Origin of the sequence: Micromonospora sp. KC207 (assembly GCF_004348615.1) — a bacterium.
In the GTDB taxonomy this organism is placed as follows: Bacteria; Actinomycetota; Actinomycetes; order Mycobacteriales; family Micromonosporaceae; genus Micromonospora.
This window is the reverse complement of record NZ_SMKJ01000128.1, coordinates 1-17,854: the sequence shown is the minus strand read 5'-3', so window position 1 is coordinate 17,854 and position 17,854 is coordinate 1. Positions and strand designations below refer to the sequence as shown.

The window sequence follows — 17,854 nt, the reverse complement described above, 5'->3', positions numbered from 1 at the left end:
GCACCACCGCCGACTCGTGCGCGACTACGAAGCCCGACCCGACAACTCCGCCAGCATGATCACCATCGCCATGATCGACAACCTCGCCAAACGGCTCACCACCGAAACCACCCCAACCTGGCGATACGACTAAACCCACATAGCTGACAAAATACGTGAATCAGACGCCCTCTTAGTCGGACCCCTTGCATTGAAGCGGGTATCTATCATCGGGGGATGACGCGGCTCGCGATTCCCCCGACGATAGCCCGCACCAGTGACGAGATCGGCTTCGGCGCGGTCGAAAAGATCTATCGGCCCTACGTGCTGCGTCACGCCGTGGCGGCGGCCGGCGTCCTCTGCATCGCGGGCCTGGCGGCCTTGGCGGCGGTGTCCGCCACCCGCTACGTGTGGATCATCTGGCTGGTCTTCGCCGTCCTGCTGCTCGGCGTGTTCTGGGGCATCGGCGACGCCTGGCGGTTCTCCCGGCGCCGCTACTACCTGTGCGAGGGCGGGCTGCTCGTGGCGGCGGGCGTCACCCGCTTGACCCGCACGATCGCCTGGGACCAGGTCGCGGAGCTGTGGCGCTACCAGACCCGGGTCTACAGCGAGCACGGGCCGCAGTCGTTCCACCGCTGCCGGATGCGACTCGTCGACGGCACCCGAGTCAACCTCGAGAAGCCGCCGCTCGCGGGCGGCGATCAGCTGAGCCAGACGATCGAGGAACGGGTGACGGCCGTCATGCTGCCCGCCGCTCTTGCCGCGCTGGAGGCCGGCGAGCGCCTGCCGTTCGGGCCGCTCGTCGCGACGCCGGCCGGGCTCACCACCGGCCAGGGCGTGCTCGCCTGGGCCGACCTCCACACCGCCAGGGTGAACCGGCTCCGGATCCGGCTCGCGCCCACCGGGCCGGGGCCGTCGATCTCCGTGCGGGTGCGCACGGTTCCCAACGCCCTGGTGCTCATCGGGCTGGTCCACCGGCTGGCGCCGCACGCCACCATCCACTTCGACCGTTCGGTCTGATTCACCCGTCCTAATACTGCAACGGCATTGTCATGGGTAGCCGCGTCGTCAGTAGTGGCAGGTGCGAACTTGGTGTTGGCGTCGTCGTCGCCATCTCGACCAGGCCCAGACGTGGCTGGGTTGGCGTTCTGATCGCACAGCCAGTGCGGTGAGTAGTCTTCGGATCTCGGGTACGGTGAAGCCGATCATCAGCTCGTCGTCCGGGCTGGTGCCCCTTTTACGGACTGGGACCGGGCCACCGCCAGCCAGGCGTGGGCGGCCATGGACAAGGTGATGTGGGCGTACCAGGCCCGCCAGTCCCGCACCTGGTACTCATCAAGGCCGGCCTCGTTCTTGGCCTGTTGGAAGCATTCCTCAATCGCCCACCGACTCCCGGCGACCCGGGCGAGGTCGACCAGACGGCTGCGGCGGGGCCCGTAGCAGACGTAGTAGGCGATCTCACCGGTGGCGAGGCTGCGCCGAGCGAGGAGCCAGTGGCCTCGTCCCGGTTTCCACCACATCCGGACCGGCACCCGCGCCCACCAGTACTCCCGGGGGCCATGCGCGCCAGCGCCGGCGGACAGCCGGCACCACGACCGCGCGGGCAGGGCGGCGATCAGAGCGTCGGCCCGTGCACGGCCCATCGAGGTGGTGACCATGTCGTCGTTGCGGCGGGTCGCCACCACGTACGGCACGTCCCGCTCCTCCAACCACACCCGCAGCGTCTTGCACTGGCCGTACGCCTCGTCCATCGTCACCCACCCGACCGGCACCCCCGCGTCCAACGCGCGGCCGAGCATGACCCGGGCCATCTCCACCTTCGTGGCGAACCCCACCTCGTCCGGAACACCGGCGGCCCGGCACCGGTCCCGGTCATCGGTCCACGACACCGGCAGGTACAACTGCCGGTCGATCAACGCGTGCCCCCTGCCCGACCGGTAGGCCAGAAACACCCCGACCTGACAGTTCTCCCGCCGCCCGGCAGTCCCGGAATACTGCCGCTGCACCCCGGCCGACCGCACACCCTTCTTCAGGAAGCCCGTGTCATCCACGATCAGCACCCCAGCCGGGTCACCGAGATGCTCGACCACGTAGTCCCGCACATCGTCACGAACCGCGTCGATGTCCCAGTCCGCCACCCGCAACAGCCGCTGCATCCCATCCGGCGACACATCACCGGCCTGCTCCGCAACGGTCCATCCGTTCTTCCGATCCAGACCCGAGACCAGCCCACACAGGTACTGCCTCGCCCGCCGACGCGGCTGCGCCCGGCGAAACCGCACCCCGATCCGGCCATGAAGCCGATCCAGCTCCGCCTGCCAACGCTCAACATCAACACCCGTCACAGGCTGACCAACGAACACGAGCAACACTCGACACGCTCAGTGCCGTTGCAGTACTAGGCCGCGTTTCAGAAGCGGGGTAGCCACTCGTTGATCGCTGCGATGTGCACGGTGGCCTCATAGCGGACGGCGAGCTTGTCGTACCGGGTGGCTACCCCGCGGTGACGTTTGAGCCGGTTGATGCCGCACTCCACGGCATGCCTCTGCTGGTAGGTAACCGGGTCGAACACTGGGGGCCGGCCGCCCCGGGAACCCTTCTTCCGCCGGCTGGCAGCCTGATCGGCCTTGATCGGGATGGTCGCCTTGATGCCCCGGCGACGCAGGTACTCACGGTTGGCCCGCGAACTGTAGGCCTTGTCCGCCAAGACCCGATCCGGACGGGTACGCGGTCTGCCACCCTCGGGCCTGGGCACCCGGATACCGGCCAGCACCGGGATGAACTGCGGGCTGTCGCCGCGCTGCCCGGCGGTCAGCACGAACGACAGCGGCTTCTGCCCCTGCTCACAGGCCAGGTGCAGCTTCGTGGTCAACCCACCCCGCGACCGGCCCAACGCATGGTCAGACGGTTCCTCGCGTACACCGCCGGGTGGTTCCTTCTGCAGATCCCCCCTGCCACGCGCTCCAGCGGCGTGCTGGTGCGCCCGGGCGCTGGTGGAGTCCACGCTGACGTCCCAGGTGATCGCACCGACGGCGTCAGCGCAGGTTTGCAGCCCGGTCACGATCCGCTGCCACGTGCCCTCACGCTGCCAACGCCGACACAGCCCGTACACCGTCTGCCAGGGCCCGTAGCAGTCCGGCACGTCCCGCCACGGCGCCCCGACCCGTGTGCGCCACCGAATGCCGTCGATGAGCTGCCGTTTACTCCACTTCGGCGGCCGGCCTGGCTTCTTTCCCACCGGCAGCAGCGGCTCCAGGGCCGTCCACTGCCGGTCGGTCAGGTCGTGCCGCCTCGTCGCCGGTAGGGTGGCCACGAGGTCTCCGGTCTTCAGTTCGTCTTGGTCGATGAACTACCTACCGGAGACCTCTTCACTTATCGATCAACGACACGCCACAGCCGCACCCAGCAGCGCACCCGCCTTTGAAACGCGGCCTAGATGGGTCAGGCCGGACATAGGGTCCTGCGGCCCGCCGAGGAAGCCCCGCTGGGACGGCCATGAGGTCGGGTTGTTTCCCCTGGGCCCGCCGTACGGCGTCGACCGTCGCCACGTGATCGCGCCGGTCGCCGCCGCCACGGACGCGACCGCGGTGCCGTGGTGGTCGGTGATCTGGAAGGAGGGCAGGGGTGGTGGCCGGGATGGTGGCCGCGGCGAGGATGGCGGCCAGGTCGGCCGGGATTGGCATCGGCGCGGTGAGCGAGACCCGGGCGCGGCCGGTGTTGCCGGCCGGGTAGCGCCCGGTCGCCGAGCCGGGCCCGGCGACGGCGAGGCGGATGACCTGCCCGACGGCCTCAGCCGGGTCGCGTTCGCGCAGCGCGCGGCGCAGCATGACGGCGTGGGTGACGGTGTGCGGCCAGGGCCAGGGCTGCGACAGGATGTGGGCGCGTTCGGCGGCCCGCCACGAGCTGGCCGGGTCGGCGGCGGTGCGGGCGGTGTGCAGCTCGGCCGCGAAGGTCGCGCGGACCGGCGCGGGCATCCGGCGCAGCATCACGACGACGTCCCGCAGCACGAGCAACCCGGCCGGCAACCGCATGCGTCCGCCCCGTCGGCGGCGGCCGTGGCCGCGTTGGCCGGCGCGTCACTGGCCGCGTCAGCGGTTGAGGTGGCGTGCAGGACAGCGTTCGGGGCGCAGCAGCTGTCGCCCTTCCACGCCTCGCGGCCCTCCTTGACCGCGACCGCGGCGATCACCAGGGCGGCGAGCGGGTCGGCCCAGGACCAGCCGAACAGGCTGTTGACCGCCAGGCCGACGAGCAGGACGGCGGACAGGTAGGTGCACAGCAGCGTCTGCTTGGAGTCGGCCACCGCCGAACGGGAGCCGAGTTCGCGGCCGGCGCGGCGCTGCGCGTACGACAGCACCGGCATGACCAGCAACGACAGCCCGGCCAGGACCAGGCCGGTCGAGGAGTGCTCGGCCTCGGCACCGCCGAGCAGGGCACGCACCGACTCGACGGTGACGTAGGCGGCGAGGGCGAAGAACGACACCGCGATGATGCGCAGCGCCGTCTTCTCGCGGGCTTCGGGGGCGCGGCCGGCGAACTGCCACGCGACCGCGGCTGCGGAGGCGACCTCGATGATCGAGTCGAGGCCGAAGCCGATCAGCGCGGTCGATGAGGCCAGGGTGCCGGCGGTGATGGCCACGACGGCCTCGATGACGTTGTAGGTGATCGTTGCGGCGACGAACAGCCGCACCCGGCGGGCGAGCACCGCCCGGCGGGCGGCCGAGGGCCCGGCCGGGGTGAGCTGGATCAGCGGCAGGCTCATCAGCAGCAGTCCTTTTCGTCGGAGTCCGGGCATGCGGCCGGGTCGACCGCGAGGACCAGGCCGAGCAGGTCACCGAGGGCGTGCGAAAGGCGCGGGTCGGCCAGCTCGTAGCGGATGCGCCGGCCCTCCGGTGCGGCGACGACCAGGCCGCAACCTCGCAGGCAGGTGAGATGGTTGGACAAGTTCTGCCGGGTAGTGCCCAGCAGCTCGGCCAGCTCCGCCGGATAGCCGGGCCCGTCACGCAGCGCCAGTAGCAACCGCGCCCGGGTCGGATCCGACAGGGCGTGGCCGAAGCGAGCGAGGACCTGCCCGTACGTCAATGTCTCACACCGAGACAGTACATCCGATGCTGTACTGACGCCAAGGGCATGCGGGCGGCCCCAGGTGGCGGCACCGGCCGCCGCACCAGCCGGGTCGGCAAGGTTCCGGTCAACGACTTCGAGATCCCCTACCTGGAAGTCGGCCGGCGGGCCGTCCTGCGGTTCGTGGCGAAGGCGTTGCCGTCGGTGGGATTCGTCGGCATGATGGTGTCGGCGCGGCGAGAGAAGGGACCCGGTCTGCACATGTCCACACCTGCGGGGGCGTTGGTCAGCCGGGAGGCCCAGAGTTGGGCGGTGCGGGGATACGCGACCGCCGTCACCGCGCTACGGGACCCGCACCTGGTCGTCGCACGACCAGGGCAGTCCGAACAGGACGGTCGACACGGCGACCAGCCGCCGACGGCTCGAAGCGGTCCGTCCACCAACGACGGCGCGCCGTCGGTCCCTGAGTTCTTCCAGTCGTGGTTCACCGTCGGCTCGGCGCACGGCGCGGTGAAGGGTGTGCTCGCCCGCCCTTTCGCCGCCCGGCAGATCGAGCGGTTCGCCACGGTTGTCGCGGAGCTGGCCCGGCTCCGGGTCGACCGGTTGCCCGACGACGGCGACCTGGTCGGCGACTGCCTCGTGCCGTTCTCGGTCGACTGCGCGGCGGCGCTGACCGGGATACCCGCCGGGGAGGCGAACCGGCTCATGGCCGTCACCCGCCTGATGACCGCGGCCTTCCACGGTGTCGCCCGGGGCGCGGACGAGCCGCTGCGACAGTGCGTGCGATACCTGCGGGCGGTCACCGGGCACCTCCTGACGGCCGACGAGGGCACCCCGCTCGCCGGCGCGCTCCGCGAGGTCGCCGCGGAACTCGGGGAGTGGACGGCGACCGCGGTGCTGGCCCAGCTCCTCACCGCCGGCGTCGAGCCGACGGTGACCGGGGCGGCACTGACCTGCCGGGAGCTGGCGCGAGATCCGGGCCTGCCGGAGCGGGCACCGTTGGAGCGGATAGCGGACGAGGCCCTGCGGCGCACGCCGCCGTTCCCCCGCGTCCACCGCACGACCGCGGCGCGGTGCGGCTGCCTCGGGGTACGGATCGAGGCCGGCGAACGGGTGGTGGTCGACATCGAGGCGGCCAACCACGATCCCGCCGTGTTCGGGGACGGCCGCTTCGACCCCAGCCGGACCGCGCAACCGCTGACCTTCGGGCTCGGCGCCTACCACTGCCTCGGTGCGGCCTTCGCCCGGATGCAGATCTCCGCCGTCGTGGCCGCGCTCGCTCGGCCCGAAGCCCGGGTCGCCCCCGCCGACCTGATACTCCGACGGACCGCGCACACCGTCGTCGCGACCGCGATGCCGTTCCGCCGTACCGCGGGGGCGGCACGTGGCTGACCGGCAGTGGCGGGCGCTGCACGTCTACCGGTGGCACGGCCAGGACGAGCTGCTGCTCGACACCATCGCCCCGGAGCTGGCCCGGCTGGGCGTGTCCCGCTTCTTCTACCTGCGCTACTGGCGCGGCGGCCCGCACCTGCGTCTGCGCGTACCTCCGGAGTCCTTCGAGGCGCTGCGTGCCGCGGTCGCCGCGCACCTCGCACGGCACCCGGCCGTGCCACGGCAGGACGGCCCGGGCGCGCTGGCCGCGCAGCGGGAACTGGCCCGCCTTGAGGGTGCCGATCCCGCCCCGCTGATGCCTCAGGACACCGTCCGGGAGGAGCCGTACGAGCCCGAGTACGCCAAGTACGGCGGGCCCGAGGGCGTCCGGATCGCGGAAGACCTGTTCCACTCCAGCAGCCTTATCGCACTCGATGCGGTGCGGTCCTTCCGCAGCAACCCGCGCGGCAGGATCGTGACGGCCCTCGACATGCTGCTCGCTCCACTGGCCGCGGTGGGGATGCACGGCGACGAGGCGGTCGCGTTCCTCGCCGGCTACCACCGGTTCTGGTCACCGTACGCACCGGACCAGAGTTCCTGGCCGGAGCACCACGCCACCAGCGAGCAGGCTGTGGCGCAGGTCGTCCGGCGGACCCCGGTCGGTCCCCTGGCCCGTCGCTGGGCCGACGCGGTCGCCGCCGCCTGGGCGCGGCTGGGGCCCGACTCCCTCGCCGCGGTACAGGCCCCGACCGACCAGGATCGCAGGCGCCTGCTGCTGCTGAACTACCTGCACACACACAACAACCGGATGGGTGTCACGCCGGCGCACGAGGCGTACCTCGCCTACCTCGCCTACCTCGCCCACCGTGCCCACACCGCTCGATCGGCGGGGAAGATCGCATGAGCGACAAGCCGACCGTCTACCTCGTCCACGGGATGCTGGAGACCGGCCACAGCCACTACGCCAAGCAGATCCCGCAGTGGCGGGACGGTTACCGCGTCGTCCCGGTGGACCTGCCCGGTCACGGTCGCTGCCAGGTCGACGCCACCGTCCCCTACTACGCCCAGGCGGTGGCCTACCTGCGGGCCGTCCTCGACCGGTTCGGTCCCGGCCACGTCGTGGCGGCCTCCTACGTCGGGGTGCCGGTGGCGGTGCGCTGCCTGCTGCGCGCGCCGGGGACGGCCCTGTCGCTGACCGTGCACGGCTTCGCGCCGGACGTGCCCAAATCCGTCTTCGACGGCTGGAACCAGGGTTTCGACCGGCTCGCCTGGCTCGCCGACCGCACCCCCCAGCTCAGCGAGAGCTACGTGCACCTCCACGGTCCCCGGTGGAAGCACACCCTCGACTGCGTCCAGCGCGACATCGAGGAGGACTACACCGGGCGGGTCCTGGTGACCTCGGCGATGATCCGTGACCTGGACCTCCCCGTCCTCGTCGCGAACGGCGACCAGCGAACCGCGGAGAAGCGGGCCGCGCTCGCCGCGGGTGACATCGGCCCACGGGTCCGTGGCTTCGTCGTCCCGGACGCCGGCCACGTGCCGGGCCGGGACAACCCCGCGGTCTTCGCGCGCGTCCTACGCGAGTTCTGGGAGCATCCGGAGCGGTCTCCCGGCGACGTCCGCCCCACCGACCCGCCGGCGTACCGCCACGGCGCAGACTCCCTTCGGCTGCGACTGAGCGAACTGTTGCAGGAGCCCGACGACGGTCGCCTGCTCGACTCCCTGGAGACGCTGAGCGTGCTGGCCTATCTCGACCGCCAGGGCGTGCCGGTCGGCCGGGGCGAGTTGTCCGACTACCCGGTCACCATCGCCGGGTGGGTGGACTGGCTCGGTGAGCGGGCCGTACCCGGTGGGAAGGCCTGATGCGGGTGCTCGTCACCGGGCATCCGCTGACCGGTGAGGTGCGTCCCATGCTGCCGCTGGCGACCGCCGCCCGGCGGACCGGCCACGAGGTCGTCGTCGCGACCCGCGGCGAACCGACCGAGGAGACCCGGCGCCACGGGCTGCGCGTGTGGCGGCTCGACGGCTCCTCCCTCGGCGGCGCGGTCGACGGGGCCGACGCCGTGCAGGCCGACGCCGTGCAGGCCGACGCCGTACAGGCCGACGCCCGCCGGCTGGTCGACGACCTGGCGGAGCGGGTCGCCGGCTGGCGTCCCGACGTGCTCGTGCACCACCCGGTCGACCTGGGCGCGTCGCTGGTGGCCGTCGACGCCGGCCTGCCCGCCGCGGCGCACTCCTGCGGCCCGGCGGTCGCGCCCCGCCTCTTCGCGCTCATGGCGACCGTGTTCACCCCGCTGTACGCCGAACGCGGCAGACCCGACGTCCTGGGCACGCTGCGCCGCGCGGTCTACCTCGACGTGTGCCCGCCCAGCCTGGAGTGCGCCGACGCCGCCTGGTGGCCACGGCGGGCCCCGCTACGCCCGGCCGGACCGGGCCGGTCGCCGCGTCCGGATGTCGTGGACATCGTCCCCGGTGACCTGCCGGACCCGGCGTTCACCGCGGCCGCGCTGGCCGCCGCCCGCGGGCTCGGCCTCTGCGCCGGGACCCGCGGCCGGCGCGGAACAGGAGCGCTGGTGGTGACCCACGGAGCGGCCGACGTCGTGCTGGCCGCCCTCGCCGCGGGGGTCCCGCTGCTGCTGGCACCCCGCTTCCCGGAGGAGCAGCGCACCGCGGACCTGTGCGCGCGAGCGGGCGCGGCCGTGGTGCTCGCCGCCGGGGAGCGCACCACGGACGCCGTTCGTGGCGCGCTGGCGCGGCTGCGCGACGACCCGACGTTCGGCGCGACGGCGCGACGGCTGGCCGCCGAGATCGCCCACCTGCCGGCGGCCGAGGATGTGCTGGTTGACCTGGAACGGGGGATGCTGGGATGACAGCTCCGGCCGTGCTGCTGCACGGGTTCATGGAGACCGGACGGGGTCACTTCGGCGCCCAGGTCGACGCCTGGCGCGACGAGCGGGACGTCCTCGCCCCCGACCTGCCGGGGCACGGCGGGTGCCGGGTCGACGCCCGGCGACCTTACGGGCTCATGGTGGAGCGCTACGTCCTCGCCCTGCTCTCCAGGCTGGGGCCGGTCGACATGGTCGCCGCGTCGTACCTCGGCAGTCCGGTGGCGGTGCGCATCGCGCACGCCCGGCCGGACCTGGTGCGGAGCCTGGTGCTGACCGGACTGGTCCCGGACGTCCCGGCGGACGTGTTCGCGCGCTGGCTCGGGTCGTTCGTCACGCTCGCCGAGCAGCGCCCCGACGTGGCCGAGGCTTACCAGCGGCTGCACGGGCCGCGGTGGCGTGCCACGTTCGACGCGTTCGTCGACGACGCGCGCGAGTGTTACGTCGAGCGCTTCCAGATCACCGAGACGATGCTGCGTTCGCTACCCGTGCCGCTGCTGATCGCCAACGGCTCGGCCAAGTCCGGCGAGCGCGACGCGGCGCTGCGCGCGGCCGGGTGGGGCGGAACCGTCCGCGGGGTCGTCATCGAGCACGGCGGGCACATCCCGGGCCAGGACCGGCCCGCGGAGTTCTCGGCCGCCGTGCGGGACTTCTGGGACCGAATGTGAGGAGGACCGGCGTGCCGACGCTGGAGGAGATGCGACGGGACCTGGAACGCGTGCTCCAGGAGACCGACCACGATCGGGAACTGGACTCACTCGAGATCACGACAGTGCTGGCCTACCTGGTCGGCAAGGAGTACGAGCCCGGTCCACCCCCGGCGGACCAGGCACCGAGGACGATCGGAGGCTGGCTGGCATGGGCCGAGCGCTCTTTCGCGGGTTCCTGAGCGACAGCACCGCCGGCTCCCCGCGAGGGGTCTGGAGCGGCGGTGGATTCGTGGCGTGGGATCGGCTGCTGGAGGCGGGAAGGTCACTCGACGTGGGCGTCCGGCCCGGCGGGGCGTACCTGGTCGATCCGACGTCCCCGGTCGAGGCGCTCACCGCGTTCTTCGCGGTGGCCACCGTGCCGGACACCGTCCTGATCTGGGCCGCGCGAGCGGCGTTCCCGGGCGAGACGCAGCAGCTGGCGCCCGCCCTGCACGCGGTGCCCTGGCCGGGTGACCCGGTGAACCGTCCGCTCTGGGGGATCATGACATCGGGCAGTTCAGGAGTGCCCAAGCTGCCCGTCGGCTACGCCGACACCCTGGAGGCGGTGGCCGTGCACTACGACGCCGCGGTGTTCCGCCCCACCTTCGCCGGCGCGGAGACGGCGCTGGCCACCTGCCTGCCGTTGCAGTTCTCCGCCGCCTTCTTCATGTCGGTGCTGCCGTCCCTGCTCTTCCGCCGCGACCTGGTGGTCTTCGCGCCACACGACTGGCGTCCGGTGGTCGAGGCCGCCCAGCGCGACCACGTCATCTGCCAGGCGGTGCCGGCAGTCACCGCGGCGGGCAGTCTGAGCGTCCCCGAACAGGTCGACATGTCCCGCGCGGCGGTGATCATGGGCGCTGGTTACGTCACCGAACAGCGGGTGCGCACCATTCGCTCCCGTTTCCGGGACGTGCGGCTGGCCAACATCTACGGCACCGCCGAGACCGGGGCGGTCTCCCTCGACCGTGACCCAGGTGCCAACCGGCACGTCGGCAGGCCGCTGCCAGGCAAGCCGGTGTGGCTCGTCGAGGCCGACGCCAACGGCACGGGTCGGGTGGCCACCACCGGTCCCGACTGCATGCGCTTCCGCTGGACCCCCGGCCTGCCGCTGGAACCGATGGGCGACGTGGTCACCGGCACCGACTACGGCCACTTCGACGCCGAGGGCAACCTCTATCTCGACGGCCGGGTGGACGGCGGCGAGAAGCTGCACGGGGTGACGATCTACCCGCGCCGGATCGAGCGCCACATCCTCGACCTCGACGGAGTGGTCGACGTGCGGGTGCTCGTCCGGCACCGTCCGGACAGCGCCGACGAGTTGACGGCCCGGGTCATCGGCGACGTCGGCGTCGACCAGGTACGCGAGCACTGCGCCGCGCTCAGCGCGATCGAGCGCCCGAACCGGGTGGAGTGCTTCACCGAGGCGGAATCCGTCTCGGCGTACACCGCGCACGGCAAGCTCTGACGGGTGGCGGGCCGCCGGCTCCGGGCCGGCGGCTCAGCTCCGCTCACGCAGGCGGAATCGCTGGACCTTGCCGGTCACGGTGTGCGGGAGGTCGGGAACCACCTCGATGCTGCGCGGAAACTGGTGGCGGCGCAGCCGCGACGGCAGCCAGGCCCGCAGGGCCGCGACCAGCCCGTCCGGGTCGCCCGAGGGGACGACGTAGGCGGTGATGCGGGTCAGGCCCGAGCCGTCCGGCACGCCCACCACCGCAGCCTCCCGTACGCCCTCGTGCGCGGTCAGCACGTCCTCGATCTCCACTGGCGACACCCACAGTCCGTGCACTTTGAACACGTCGTCGGTCCGCCCCTGGAACGTGTAGAAGCCGTCCTCGTCACGGGAGTAGAGGTCCCCGGTCGACACCCAAGGGCCGTCGACGGTCCGCCGGGTCCGCTCCGGGTCGTTCCAGTAGTGGGAGAAGGCCGTCCCGCCGGACACCTGGAGGGCACCGCGGCCCGCGCCGTCGATCTCGGTGCCGTCCTCGGCGAGCAGCCGCAGCCGGAATCCGGGGACCGGGACGCCGCTGGTCCCCGCCCGGGTCCGCCCGGGCAGGTTGGAGCAAAAGGTGGCCAGCAGCTCGGTGGAGCCGATCCCGTCGAGGAGTTCCCAACCGTGCGCGGCACGCCACTCGGCGAAGACCGCCGCCGGCAGCGCCTCACCGGCGGACGTGGCCCGCCGTACCGAGGAGAGGTCCCGTTCCCGCGCTCCCGGCACCGCCAGCAGCGCCCGGTACACCGAGGGCACCGACGCCACCAGCGTCGGCCGGTACGCCTCGACGGCGTCGAGGATGCGGGGCAGGTCCCGGCGGCCCGGCAGGATCACCGCGGTGGCGCCGAACCAGAGCGGGAAGATCAGGTTGTTGCAGAGGCCGTAGGCGTGGAACATCTTCGACGTGCAGAACAGCCGGTCCTCGCCGGTCACCTCGAGCACCCGCGCGCCGAAGGTCGCGGCGGTGACGGACAGGTCGCGGTGCCGGTGCACGACCCCCTTGGGACGTCCGGTCGAGCCGGAGCTGTACAGCACGAATCCCGGATCGTCCGGGTCGACGTCCGCCGGAGCCAGGAAGGCGGGGTCGGAGACCAGGTCGTCGTAGCGCAGCGCACCCTCGGCCACGCCGACGGCCACCACGGGCACGCCCGAGCCGACCAACGCGGCCGCCGGTCCCGGGTCGGCGACCACCGCGGCCGCGCCGCTGTCGGCAAGAAGGTACCGATGGTCGTCGACCGGCGCACCGGGGTTGGCCGCCACCGGGATCAGCCCGGCCCGCAGCGCCCCGAGGAACGCCGCCAGGAACTCCGGCCCGTCGTCGAGCGCGAGCAGCACCCGGTCGCCGGGCACCAGGCCGAGCCCGGTCAGGCCGCGGGCCGCCGCGCAGGTCTGGTCGAGCAGCCGTCGGAAGGACACGGTGCGGTCGCCGCACTCGACCGCCGTGGCGTCGCCCCGGCCGCGTTCGCAGCAGGCGTCCAGGACGGTCGCCGCGTTGCCGGTCACCACTGCGGTGAGCTGCTCGGTCATGTCGGGCTCATCCTTTCCGCCGCCTGGTCGTGCGCCCACGTCCCGGACGGCAGGGCGGCGGCCATCTTCAACATCATCTCCGCGTGCTCGTCGTCCGGATCGGAGTCGAGCACGATCGCACCGCCCGCACCGACGCTCACCACGCCGTCCTGGGCGACGGCGGTACGGATGACGATGCTGAGGTCCGCTTTCCCCAGAAAGGAAAAGTAGCCGAGCGCGCCGGAGTAGACCCCACGAGGGCGGCGTTCGAGCCGGTCGATGATCTCCATCGTCCGGGCCTTGGGCGCGCCGGTCATCGATCCGCCCGGGAAACAGGCGCGGGCCGCCTGCACCGCACCGACGCCGGGACGCAGCACGCCGCGGACGGTCGACACCAACTGATGCACCGTCGCGTAGGACTCCACGGCCATGAACCGGGGCACGGTCACGCTGCCCAGCGTGCAGACCCGGCCGAGGTCGTTGCGGACCAGATCCACGATCATCAGGTTCTCGGCGCGGGTCTTGGGCGACTCCGCGAGCCAGCGGCACAGCGCGGCGTCCACCTCGGGGTCGTCCGCACGCGGGGCGGTGCCCTTGATGGGCTTGGACTCGGCGACGCCGTCCGCGTCGACCCGCAGGAACCGCTCCGGCGACGACGACAACACGGTCAGGCCGCCCAACCGCAGGAACGCCGCGTAGGGCGCGGGGTTGGCCTGCCGCTGCGCCCGGTAGAGCGCGAAGAGGTCGCCGTCGTACGGCACGGCCGCCTCGGCCGTCAGGCAGATCTCGTAGCTCTCCCCCGCACGCAGTTCGCGCAGGCACTCGCGCACCTCGTCGGCGTACTCGCCCGGCGTCCGCCCGACCGCCCGGCTCAGGTCGGGTGTGTGCACCGGGGGCACCGGCGTCTCGGCGAGCCCGGGGAGCACCTCGGCCGCCTCGTCGACCCACCGGCGCGCCGCCGTGGCGTCGCGGGAGTCACCCGTGCGCGACAGTGCGATCAGCCAGGCGGCGCCGGTGCGGTGGTCGAGGGCGACCATCCGGGTGGCGGTCAGCCACACCGCGTCCGGGGTCCGGGCGGTGCGGTCGACCCGTACCCCGCAGTCGGCCCTGGCCTCGTAGCCGAGGTAACCGACGTACCCGCCGGTGAAGGGCAGCGGGAGCCCTCGGTGCCCGTCGAGACGGGTGCCGGCGAGCCGGGCGTCGAGCACGTCGAAGATGCCGCCCGGCTCGACGGCCACCACCGTCCCGTCGGCGTCGAGCACGCTCACCCGGCCCTCGCCGACCCGGTAACGCAGCACCTCGGCGTGCTCTCCCACCGCGGCCCCGATGAAGGAGTAGCGGGCGTCCGTGGCCTCGGTGCGCGCGCTGTCCAGCCAGAAGGCGTACCGGGCCCCGCCGAACAGCCGTTCGAACGCCGCCGGCAGCGACCCGGCGGTCTCGACCCGCCGGGCCGTCACCGTCCACCGGGTGTGCTCCGGCGGGCCGGTCCGGGGGGCCGGGCGCGGCACCGGCGCGGCCGGTCGGGGCGGCCTGCGCCGCCGGCCGGTCACCTGGTCGGCGAACGCCTCCATCAGCCGCCGGCCGTGCTGACTGGCCACCGACTCGGGGTGGAACTGCAGACCCCACCAGGGGCGCGAGCGGTGCCGCAGGCCCATCACGACGCCGTCCGGCGTCCAGGCGTCGACCTCGAATCCGGTGCCTTCCAGGCCCGACACGCAGAGCGAGTGGTAGCGCACCACGGTGAAGTCCTGGGGCAGCCCGGCGAAGAGGCCGCGCCCGGCGTGGCGTACCGCGTCCAGCCGCCCGTGCGCAGGGGCGGGGGCCGGTTTCACCTCGCCACCGGCGAGCCAGGCGAGCGCCTGGTGGCCGAGGCAGACTCCGAGCACCGGCAGGTCGACCGCGGCGAGCACCGCGAGGGTGGCGCCGACGTCGCGGGGCTGCTGCGGCCGGCCCGGCCCGGGTGAGATCAGCAGGGCGTCGAAGCCGGCGGCGAAGTCGGGGGTCAACTCCGGCGCGTCGTTGCTCACCACGGTCGGCTCCGTGCCCAGCACCCCGCCGGCCAGGTGAGCGAGATTGTGGGTATAGGAGTCGTAATTGTCAATGAGAAGAACTCGCACCGACCATCGACCCCCGTCCCATCCGAAAGCCACTCGACCCAACCTCGGGCGAAAGCCTAGCATGGACTATCGGGGGCTGGGATCGGCTACGATGGCCGATATGGAATCGGCGATCGGGAAAACTGATGTCGCACTGCTGGATGCCTATCTGGGACGCCTCGGCGTCACCGTTTCCGGACCGCCGTCGCCGACTCTGTTGAGCGAGTTGCACCGGGCCCACGTCGAGCGGATCGCCTGGCACAACCTCGACATCGCCGGCGGCGTCGACACCGATCCGGACCCGGTCTCCGCTGCCGCCCGCATCGCCGCCGGCCGGGGCGGGCACTGCTTCGAGCTCAACAACGCCTTCGCCCTGCTCCTGCGGGAACTGGGCTTCAACGTGCGCACCCACCGGGCCGGCATCCACGGTCGATACCAGCGCGAGTCACCGGGCGCCACCGGCACGCACCTGGTGCTCTCCGTCTCCGGGCTGCCCGCGCCGGAGGCCGCGGACGGCGTCTGGCTGGTCGACGTCGCCGCGGGCGACCTGCTGCACGAACCCGTCCCGCTGCACCCCGGCGAATACGACAACGGCGGCTACCGCATCGCCCTGACTCGCGAGAGCACCGAAGCGGGCGGCTGGCGGGTGGACCACGACAAGCGTGGCGGATCGCGCGGCGTGGAGATATCCCCCGACCCCCATCCGACTGCGGACCAAATTCGTTGCCTGCGTTTCCTGACGCATGACGCACATTCACCGATGCGTTTCTCCACGCTCGTCCAGCGGCGTTATTCCGTCGGTGCGGACATCCTTTTCGGACCCGTTCTCACCGGCCCCGCCGGATCGGTCGAGATCACCAGCCGGGAGCAGTGGCTGGCCGCCCTCACCGACGTCTTCCACCTCCGCGTCGACCTGTTCGATCCGGCCGTCCTCGACCGGCTGTGGCGGCGGGCCGCCCAGGTCAGGCCCATGCTCAGAGGGCGCTGACCGGGCGGCCCGCCCGTCACCAGGTGACCGGTAGCGCCGCCAGGCCGCCGAGCAGGGTGTTGGGGCGCACCATGAGCTCCTGCACCGGCACCGCCAACCGGAGGGTGGGGAAGCGCTGGAGCAGCAGGGTGAACACCACCTGCAGTTCGATGCGGCCCAACGCCGACCCGATGCAGGCGCTCGGGCCGTAGCCGAAGGACAGGTGCGGGTTCGGCGAACGGGTGATGTCGAAGCGGTCCGGGTCGGGAAAGACGCGGGGGTCGCGGTTGGCGGTGTTGGCGTCGAACACCACCGCGTCCCCACGGGCGATGGTCACCCCACCGATCTCGATGTCTTCCTGCGCGTACCGGGGCAACGCGCCGCCGCCGGGAACGGCCAGCCGCAGGATCTCCTCGACGGCGCCGACGACCTTGTCCGGATCGGCCCGGACGGCGTCGGCCGCCGCCGGGTTCGTCACCAGGAGCACGGTGCCCAGGTCGATGCGGGCCACGGTCGTCTCGAACCCACCGGCGAGCAGGCCGGCGGCCATCTGCACCAGCTCGTCGTCGCCCAGGTCGCTCTCCGCCTGCTCGGCGATCAGCATGCTGAGCACGTCGTCGCGGGGAGCGCCGCGCTTACGGTCGACCAGCCCGCCCATGTAGTCGGTCAGCTCCGTCCACGCCGCGGCGGCGCCGGCCCAGTTCGCCATGTCCAGGGCCGCCTCGGACAGCTCCCGGAACCGCTCGATCTCCAGGTCCGGCACCCCGAGCAGGTCGCAGATGACCAGCACCGGCAACGGCCAGGACACCAGCTCGTGCAGGTCCGCGGGGCGCTCGGCGGCGGCGAGGTCGTCGAGCAGGGCCGAGGCCCGAGCCTCGATCATGGGCCGCATCGCGCGCATCCGCCCCGGGGAGAACGCCCCGGCGAGGAATCGCCGCATGCGCTGGTGGGCACGGTTCATCTGCTCGTCGTCGTGCTCACCGAGCGGCCCGCCGAGAGCCGCGGCGAACACCCGGGCCGCGGACTCGGGATCGGGGTGGGTACGCCCGATGCGTGGGTCGGTCACCAGGTCGCGGATCGCCTGGTGGTGGGTGACGACCCAGGCCTCACTGCCGAACGGCGTGCGTACCTTCCGGACCGGACCCTGGGCCTGCAGGATCCGCATCAGGGGAATGACGTCCAGGACGTCGTCCCGGTCGAAGTCCAGCTGCGGTGGGACGTCGGTGGTGTTGTCCATGACGGCTCGTTCACACTCCTGTCAGTCGCTCACGCAGGCGAACGCCTGCCCCACGTGGCCATCAGCAGCGCGGAGAATCCCGCGCACTCGGGGTCGGCGCCCCAGGCGATGCCGTCGGCCACCTGCTCCTCGGTCAAGAGGCCGAAACGTACGTACCAGGGACCGAACTGGCGCAACAGGTTCTGCACCATGATCGTCGCCGTCGGGGTGCCCCCCTCGATGAGATGCGCGCGTCCCTCGCAGCCGACGTCGGCCACCCCCAACCCGCGCAGCAGACGCGGCAGCTCCGCGCCCAGGGTGGGCCGACTGCCGGTCCCGGCCAGCCAGCGACGCATCGCCCCGGTGACCGCCCGGAAGGTCTCCTCGCCCGCACCGGGCAGCGGGTACGTGGCGGCCCAGTTCATGTCCTCGACCAGGATCCAGCCGCCGGGCCGCAGCGCGGCCACCAACTTCGCCAGCGCCGCCTCCGGATCCCGGAGGTGTTCGAGCACCAACCGGGCGTGCACCAGGTCGTACTCGGCCTCGGGCAGTTCCTCGCGCTCCAGGTCGTGCGCCATCGGCACCAGACCCGGCC

At 72.4% G+C, this 17,854-nt stretch carries 18 protein-coding genes and 1 pseudogene; 10 read left to right on the top strand and 9 right to left on the bottom strand.

Annotation, left to right across the window (positions count from 1 at the left end; all coding sequences use genetic code 11):
* Together E1258_RS17530 and E1258_RS17525 are read left to right on the top strand one after the other, a co-directional pair.
* Positions 1 to 133 (top strand): annotated as a pseudogene (locus E1258_RS17530) (IS5/IS1182 family transposase); the annotation flags it as partial.
* A gap of 83 nt (positions 134 to 216) precedes the next feature.
* The gene (locus E1258_RS17525) at positions 217 to 999 is read left to right on the top strand and encodes a DUF6585 family protein (protein WP_132402266.1); all 783 of its coding nucleotides are present in this window, start codon (positions 217 to 219) and stop codon (positions 997 to 999) included.
* A gap of 188 nt (positions 1,000 to 1,187) precedes the next feature.
* On the opposite strand, the gene E1258_RS17520 is transcribed toward E1258_RS17525, so the two are convergent.
* From E1258_RS17520 to E1258_RS17500, 5 genes are all read right to left on the bottom strand, one after another.
* Complete coding sequence (locus E1258_RS17520; RefSeq protein ID WP_132402263.1) at positions 1,188 to 2,324, bottom strand: IS701 family transposase; 1,137 nt, start codon at positions 2,322 to 2,324, stop codon at positions 1,188 to 1,190.
* 65 nt (positions 2,325 to 2,389) lie between these two features.
* Positions 2,390 to 3,292: an IS5 family transposase gene (locus E1258_RS17515; RefSeq protein ID WP_132402260.1), complete on the bottom strand. Its 903-nt coding sequence runs from the start codon at positions 3,290 to 3,292 to the stop codon at positions 2,390 to 2,392.
* A gap of 55 nt (positions 3,293 to 3,347) precedes the next feature.
* A complete protein-coding gene (locus E1258_RS17510; protein WP_207919603.1) occupies positions 3,348 to 4,010 on the bottom strand; it encodes a DUF3703 domain-containing protein in 663 nt (220 codons plus the stop codon).
* A complete protein-coding gene (locus tag E1258_RS17505; RefSeq protein WP_132402257.1) occupies positions 3,965 to 4,738 on the bottom strand; it encodes a cation transporter in 774 nt (257 codons plus the stop codon). The genes E1258_RS17510 and E1258_RS17505 overlap by 46 nt, the downstream gene beginning before the upstream one ends.
* Positions 4,738 to 5,076, bottom strand: a complete 339-nt coding sequence (locus tag E1258_RS17500; protein WP_132402269.1) for a helix-turn-helix transcriptional regulator — start codon at positions 5,074 to 5,076, stop codon at positions 4,738 to 4,740. The genes E1258_RS17505 and E1258_RS17500 overlap by 1 nt, the downstream gene beginning before the upstream one ends.
* 30 nt (positions 5,077 to 5,106) lie before the next feature.
* Between E1258_RS17500 and E1258_RS17495 the strand changes: the two genes are divergently transcribed.
* The 7 genes from E1258_RS17495 to E1258_RS17465 are packed head-to-tail and all read left to right on the top strand — an operon-like array spanning position 5,107 to position 11,450.
* Positions 5,107 to 6,432 (top strand): cytochrome P450, encoded by a 1,326-nt coding sequence (locus tag E1258_RS17495; RefSeq protein WP_243715515.1) that lies wholly within the window; start codon positions 5,107 to 5,109, stop codon positions 6,430 to 6,432.
* Positions 6,425 to 7,315, top strand: coding sequence for a thiopeptide-type bacteriocin biosynthesis protein (locus E1258_RS17490; RefSeq protein WP_132402251.1), 891 nt, complete (start codon positions 6,425 to 6,427; stop codon positions 7,313 to 7,315). Before E1258_RS17495 ends, E1258_RS17490 begins: the two co-directional genes overlap by 8 nt.
* A complete protein-coding gene (locus E1258_RS17485) occupies positions 7,312 to 8,274 on the top strand; it encodes an alpha/beta fold hydrolase (protein WP_132402248.1) in 963 nt (320 codons plus the stop codon). Before E1258_RS17490 ends, E1258_RS17485 begins: the two co-directional genes overlap by 4 nt.
* Positions 8,274 to 9,281 (top strand): nucleotide disphospho-sugar-binding domain-containing protein, encoded by a 1,008-nt coding sequence (locus E1258_RS17480; protein WP_132402245.1) that lies wholly within the window; start codon positions 8,274 to 8,276, stop codon positions 9,279 to 9,281. Before E1258_RS17485 ends, E1258_RS17480 begins: the two co-directional genes overlap by 1 nt.
* On the top strand, positions 9,278 to 9,964 hold the full coding sequence (locus tag E1258_RS17475; protein ID WP_132402242.1) for an alpha/beta fold hydrolase: 687 nt from the start codon (positions 9,278 to 9,280) through the stop codon (positions 9,962 to 9,964). The genes E1258_RS17480 and E1258_RS17475 overlap by 4 nt, the downstream gene beginning before the upstream one ends.
* An 11-nt stretch (positions 9,965 to 9,975) precedes the next feature.
* Positions 9,976 to 10,185 (top strand): hypothetical protein, encoded by a 210-nt coding sequence (locus E1258_RS17470; protein WP_132402239.1) that lies wholly within the window; start codon positions 9,976 to 9,978, stop codon positions 10,183 to 10,185.
* A gap of 50 nt (positions 10,186 to 10,235) precedes the next feature.
* Positions 10,236 to 11,450, top strand: coding sequence for an AMP-binding protein (locus E1258_RS17465; protein WP_165949807.1), 1,215 nt, complete (start codon positions 10,236 to 10,238; stop codon positions 11,448 to 11,450).
* A 33-nt stretch (positions 11,451 to 11,483) separates the two neighbouring features.
* Here the strand turns inward: E1258_RS17465 and E1258_RS17460 are convergent, their stop codons facing one another.
* Positions 11,484 to 13,001, bottom strand: a complete 1,518-nt coding sequence (locus tag E1258_RS17460) for a benzoate-CoA ligase family protein (protein WP_132402233.1) — start codon at positions 12,999 to 13,001, stop codon at positions 11,484 to 11,486.
* Positions 12,998 to 15,097, bottom strand: coding sequence for an aminodeoxychorismate synthase component I (gene pabB / locus E1258_RS17455; protein WP_132402230.1), 2,100 nt, complete (start codon positions 15,095 to 15,097; stop codon positions 12,998 to 13,000). The genes E1258_RS17460 and pabB overlap by 4 nt, the downstream gene beginning before the upstream one ends.
* 100 nt (positions 15,098 to 15,197) lie before the next feature.
* Here pabB and E1258_RS17450 point away from each other — a divergent pair, with 100 nt between their 5' ends.
* The gene (locus E1258_RS17450; protein ID WP_165949806.1) at positions 15,198 to 16,064 is read left to right on the top strand and encodes an arylamine N-acetyltransferase; all 867 of its coding nucleotides are present in this window, start codon (positions 15,198 to 15,200) and stop codon (positions 16,062 to 16,064) included.
* Positions 16,065 to 16,080: 16 nt separating this feature from the next.
* Here E1258_RS17450 and E1258_RS17445 read toward each other — a convergent pair whose 3' ends face one another.
* A complete protein-coding gene (locus E1258_RS17445) occupies positions 16,081 to 17,280 on the bottom strand; it encodes a cytochrome P450 (RefSeq protein WP_132402224.1) in 1,200 nt (399 codons plus the stop codon).
* Positions 17,281 to 17,309: 29 nt separating this feature from the next.
* Positions 17,310 to 17,854 (bottom strand): methyltransferase domain-containing protein (locus E1258_RS17440; protein ID WP_132402221.1); only part of this gene is annotated, 545 nt, incomplete at its 5' end.

Coding starts and splice junctions, on each gene's coding strand:
- E1258_RS17495 (WP_243715515.1), top strand. CDS start 5,107: ATGCGGGCGGCCCCAGGTGGCGGCACCGGCCGCCGCACCAGCCGGGTC.
- E1258_RS17485 (WP_132402248.1), top strand. CDS start 7,312: ATGAGCGACAAGCCGACCGTCTACCTCGTCCACGGGATGCTGGAGACC.
- E1258_RS17450 (WP_165949806.1), top strand. CDS start 15,198: ATGGAATCGGCGATCGGGAAAACTGATGTCGCACTGCTGGATGCCTAT.
- E1258_RS17505 (WP_132402257.1), bottom strand. CDS start 4,738: ATGAGCCTGCCGCTGATCCAGCTCACCCCGGCCGGGCCCTCGGCCGCC.
- E1258_RS17480 (WP_132402245.1), top strand. CDS start 8,274: ATGCGGGTGCTCGTCACCGGGCATCCGCTGACCGGTGAGGTGCGTCCC.
- E1258_RS17460 (WP_132402233.1), bottom strand. CDS start 13,001: ATGACCGAGCAGCTCACCGCAGTGGTGACCGGCAACGCGGCGACCGTC.
- E1258_RS17510 (WP_207919603.1), bottom strand. CDS start 4,010: ATGCGGTTGCCGGCCGGGTTGCTCGTGCTGCGGGACGTCGTCGTGATG.
- E1258_RS17445 (WP_132402224.1), bottom strand. CDS start 17,280: ATGGACAACACCACCGACGTCCCACCGCAGCTGGACTTCGACCGGGAC.
- E1258_RS17475 (WP_132402242.1), top strand. CDS start 9,278: ATGACAGCTCCGGCCGTGCTGCTGCACGGGTTCATGGAGACCGGACGG.
- E1258_RS17525 (WP_132402266.1), top strand. CDS start 217: ATGACGCGGCTCGCGATTCCCCCGACGATAGCCCGCACCAGTGACGAG.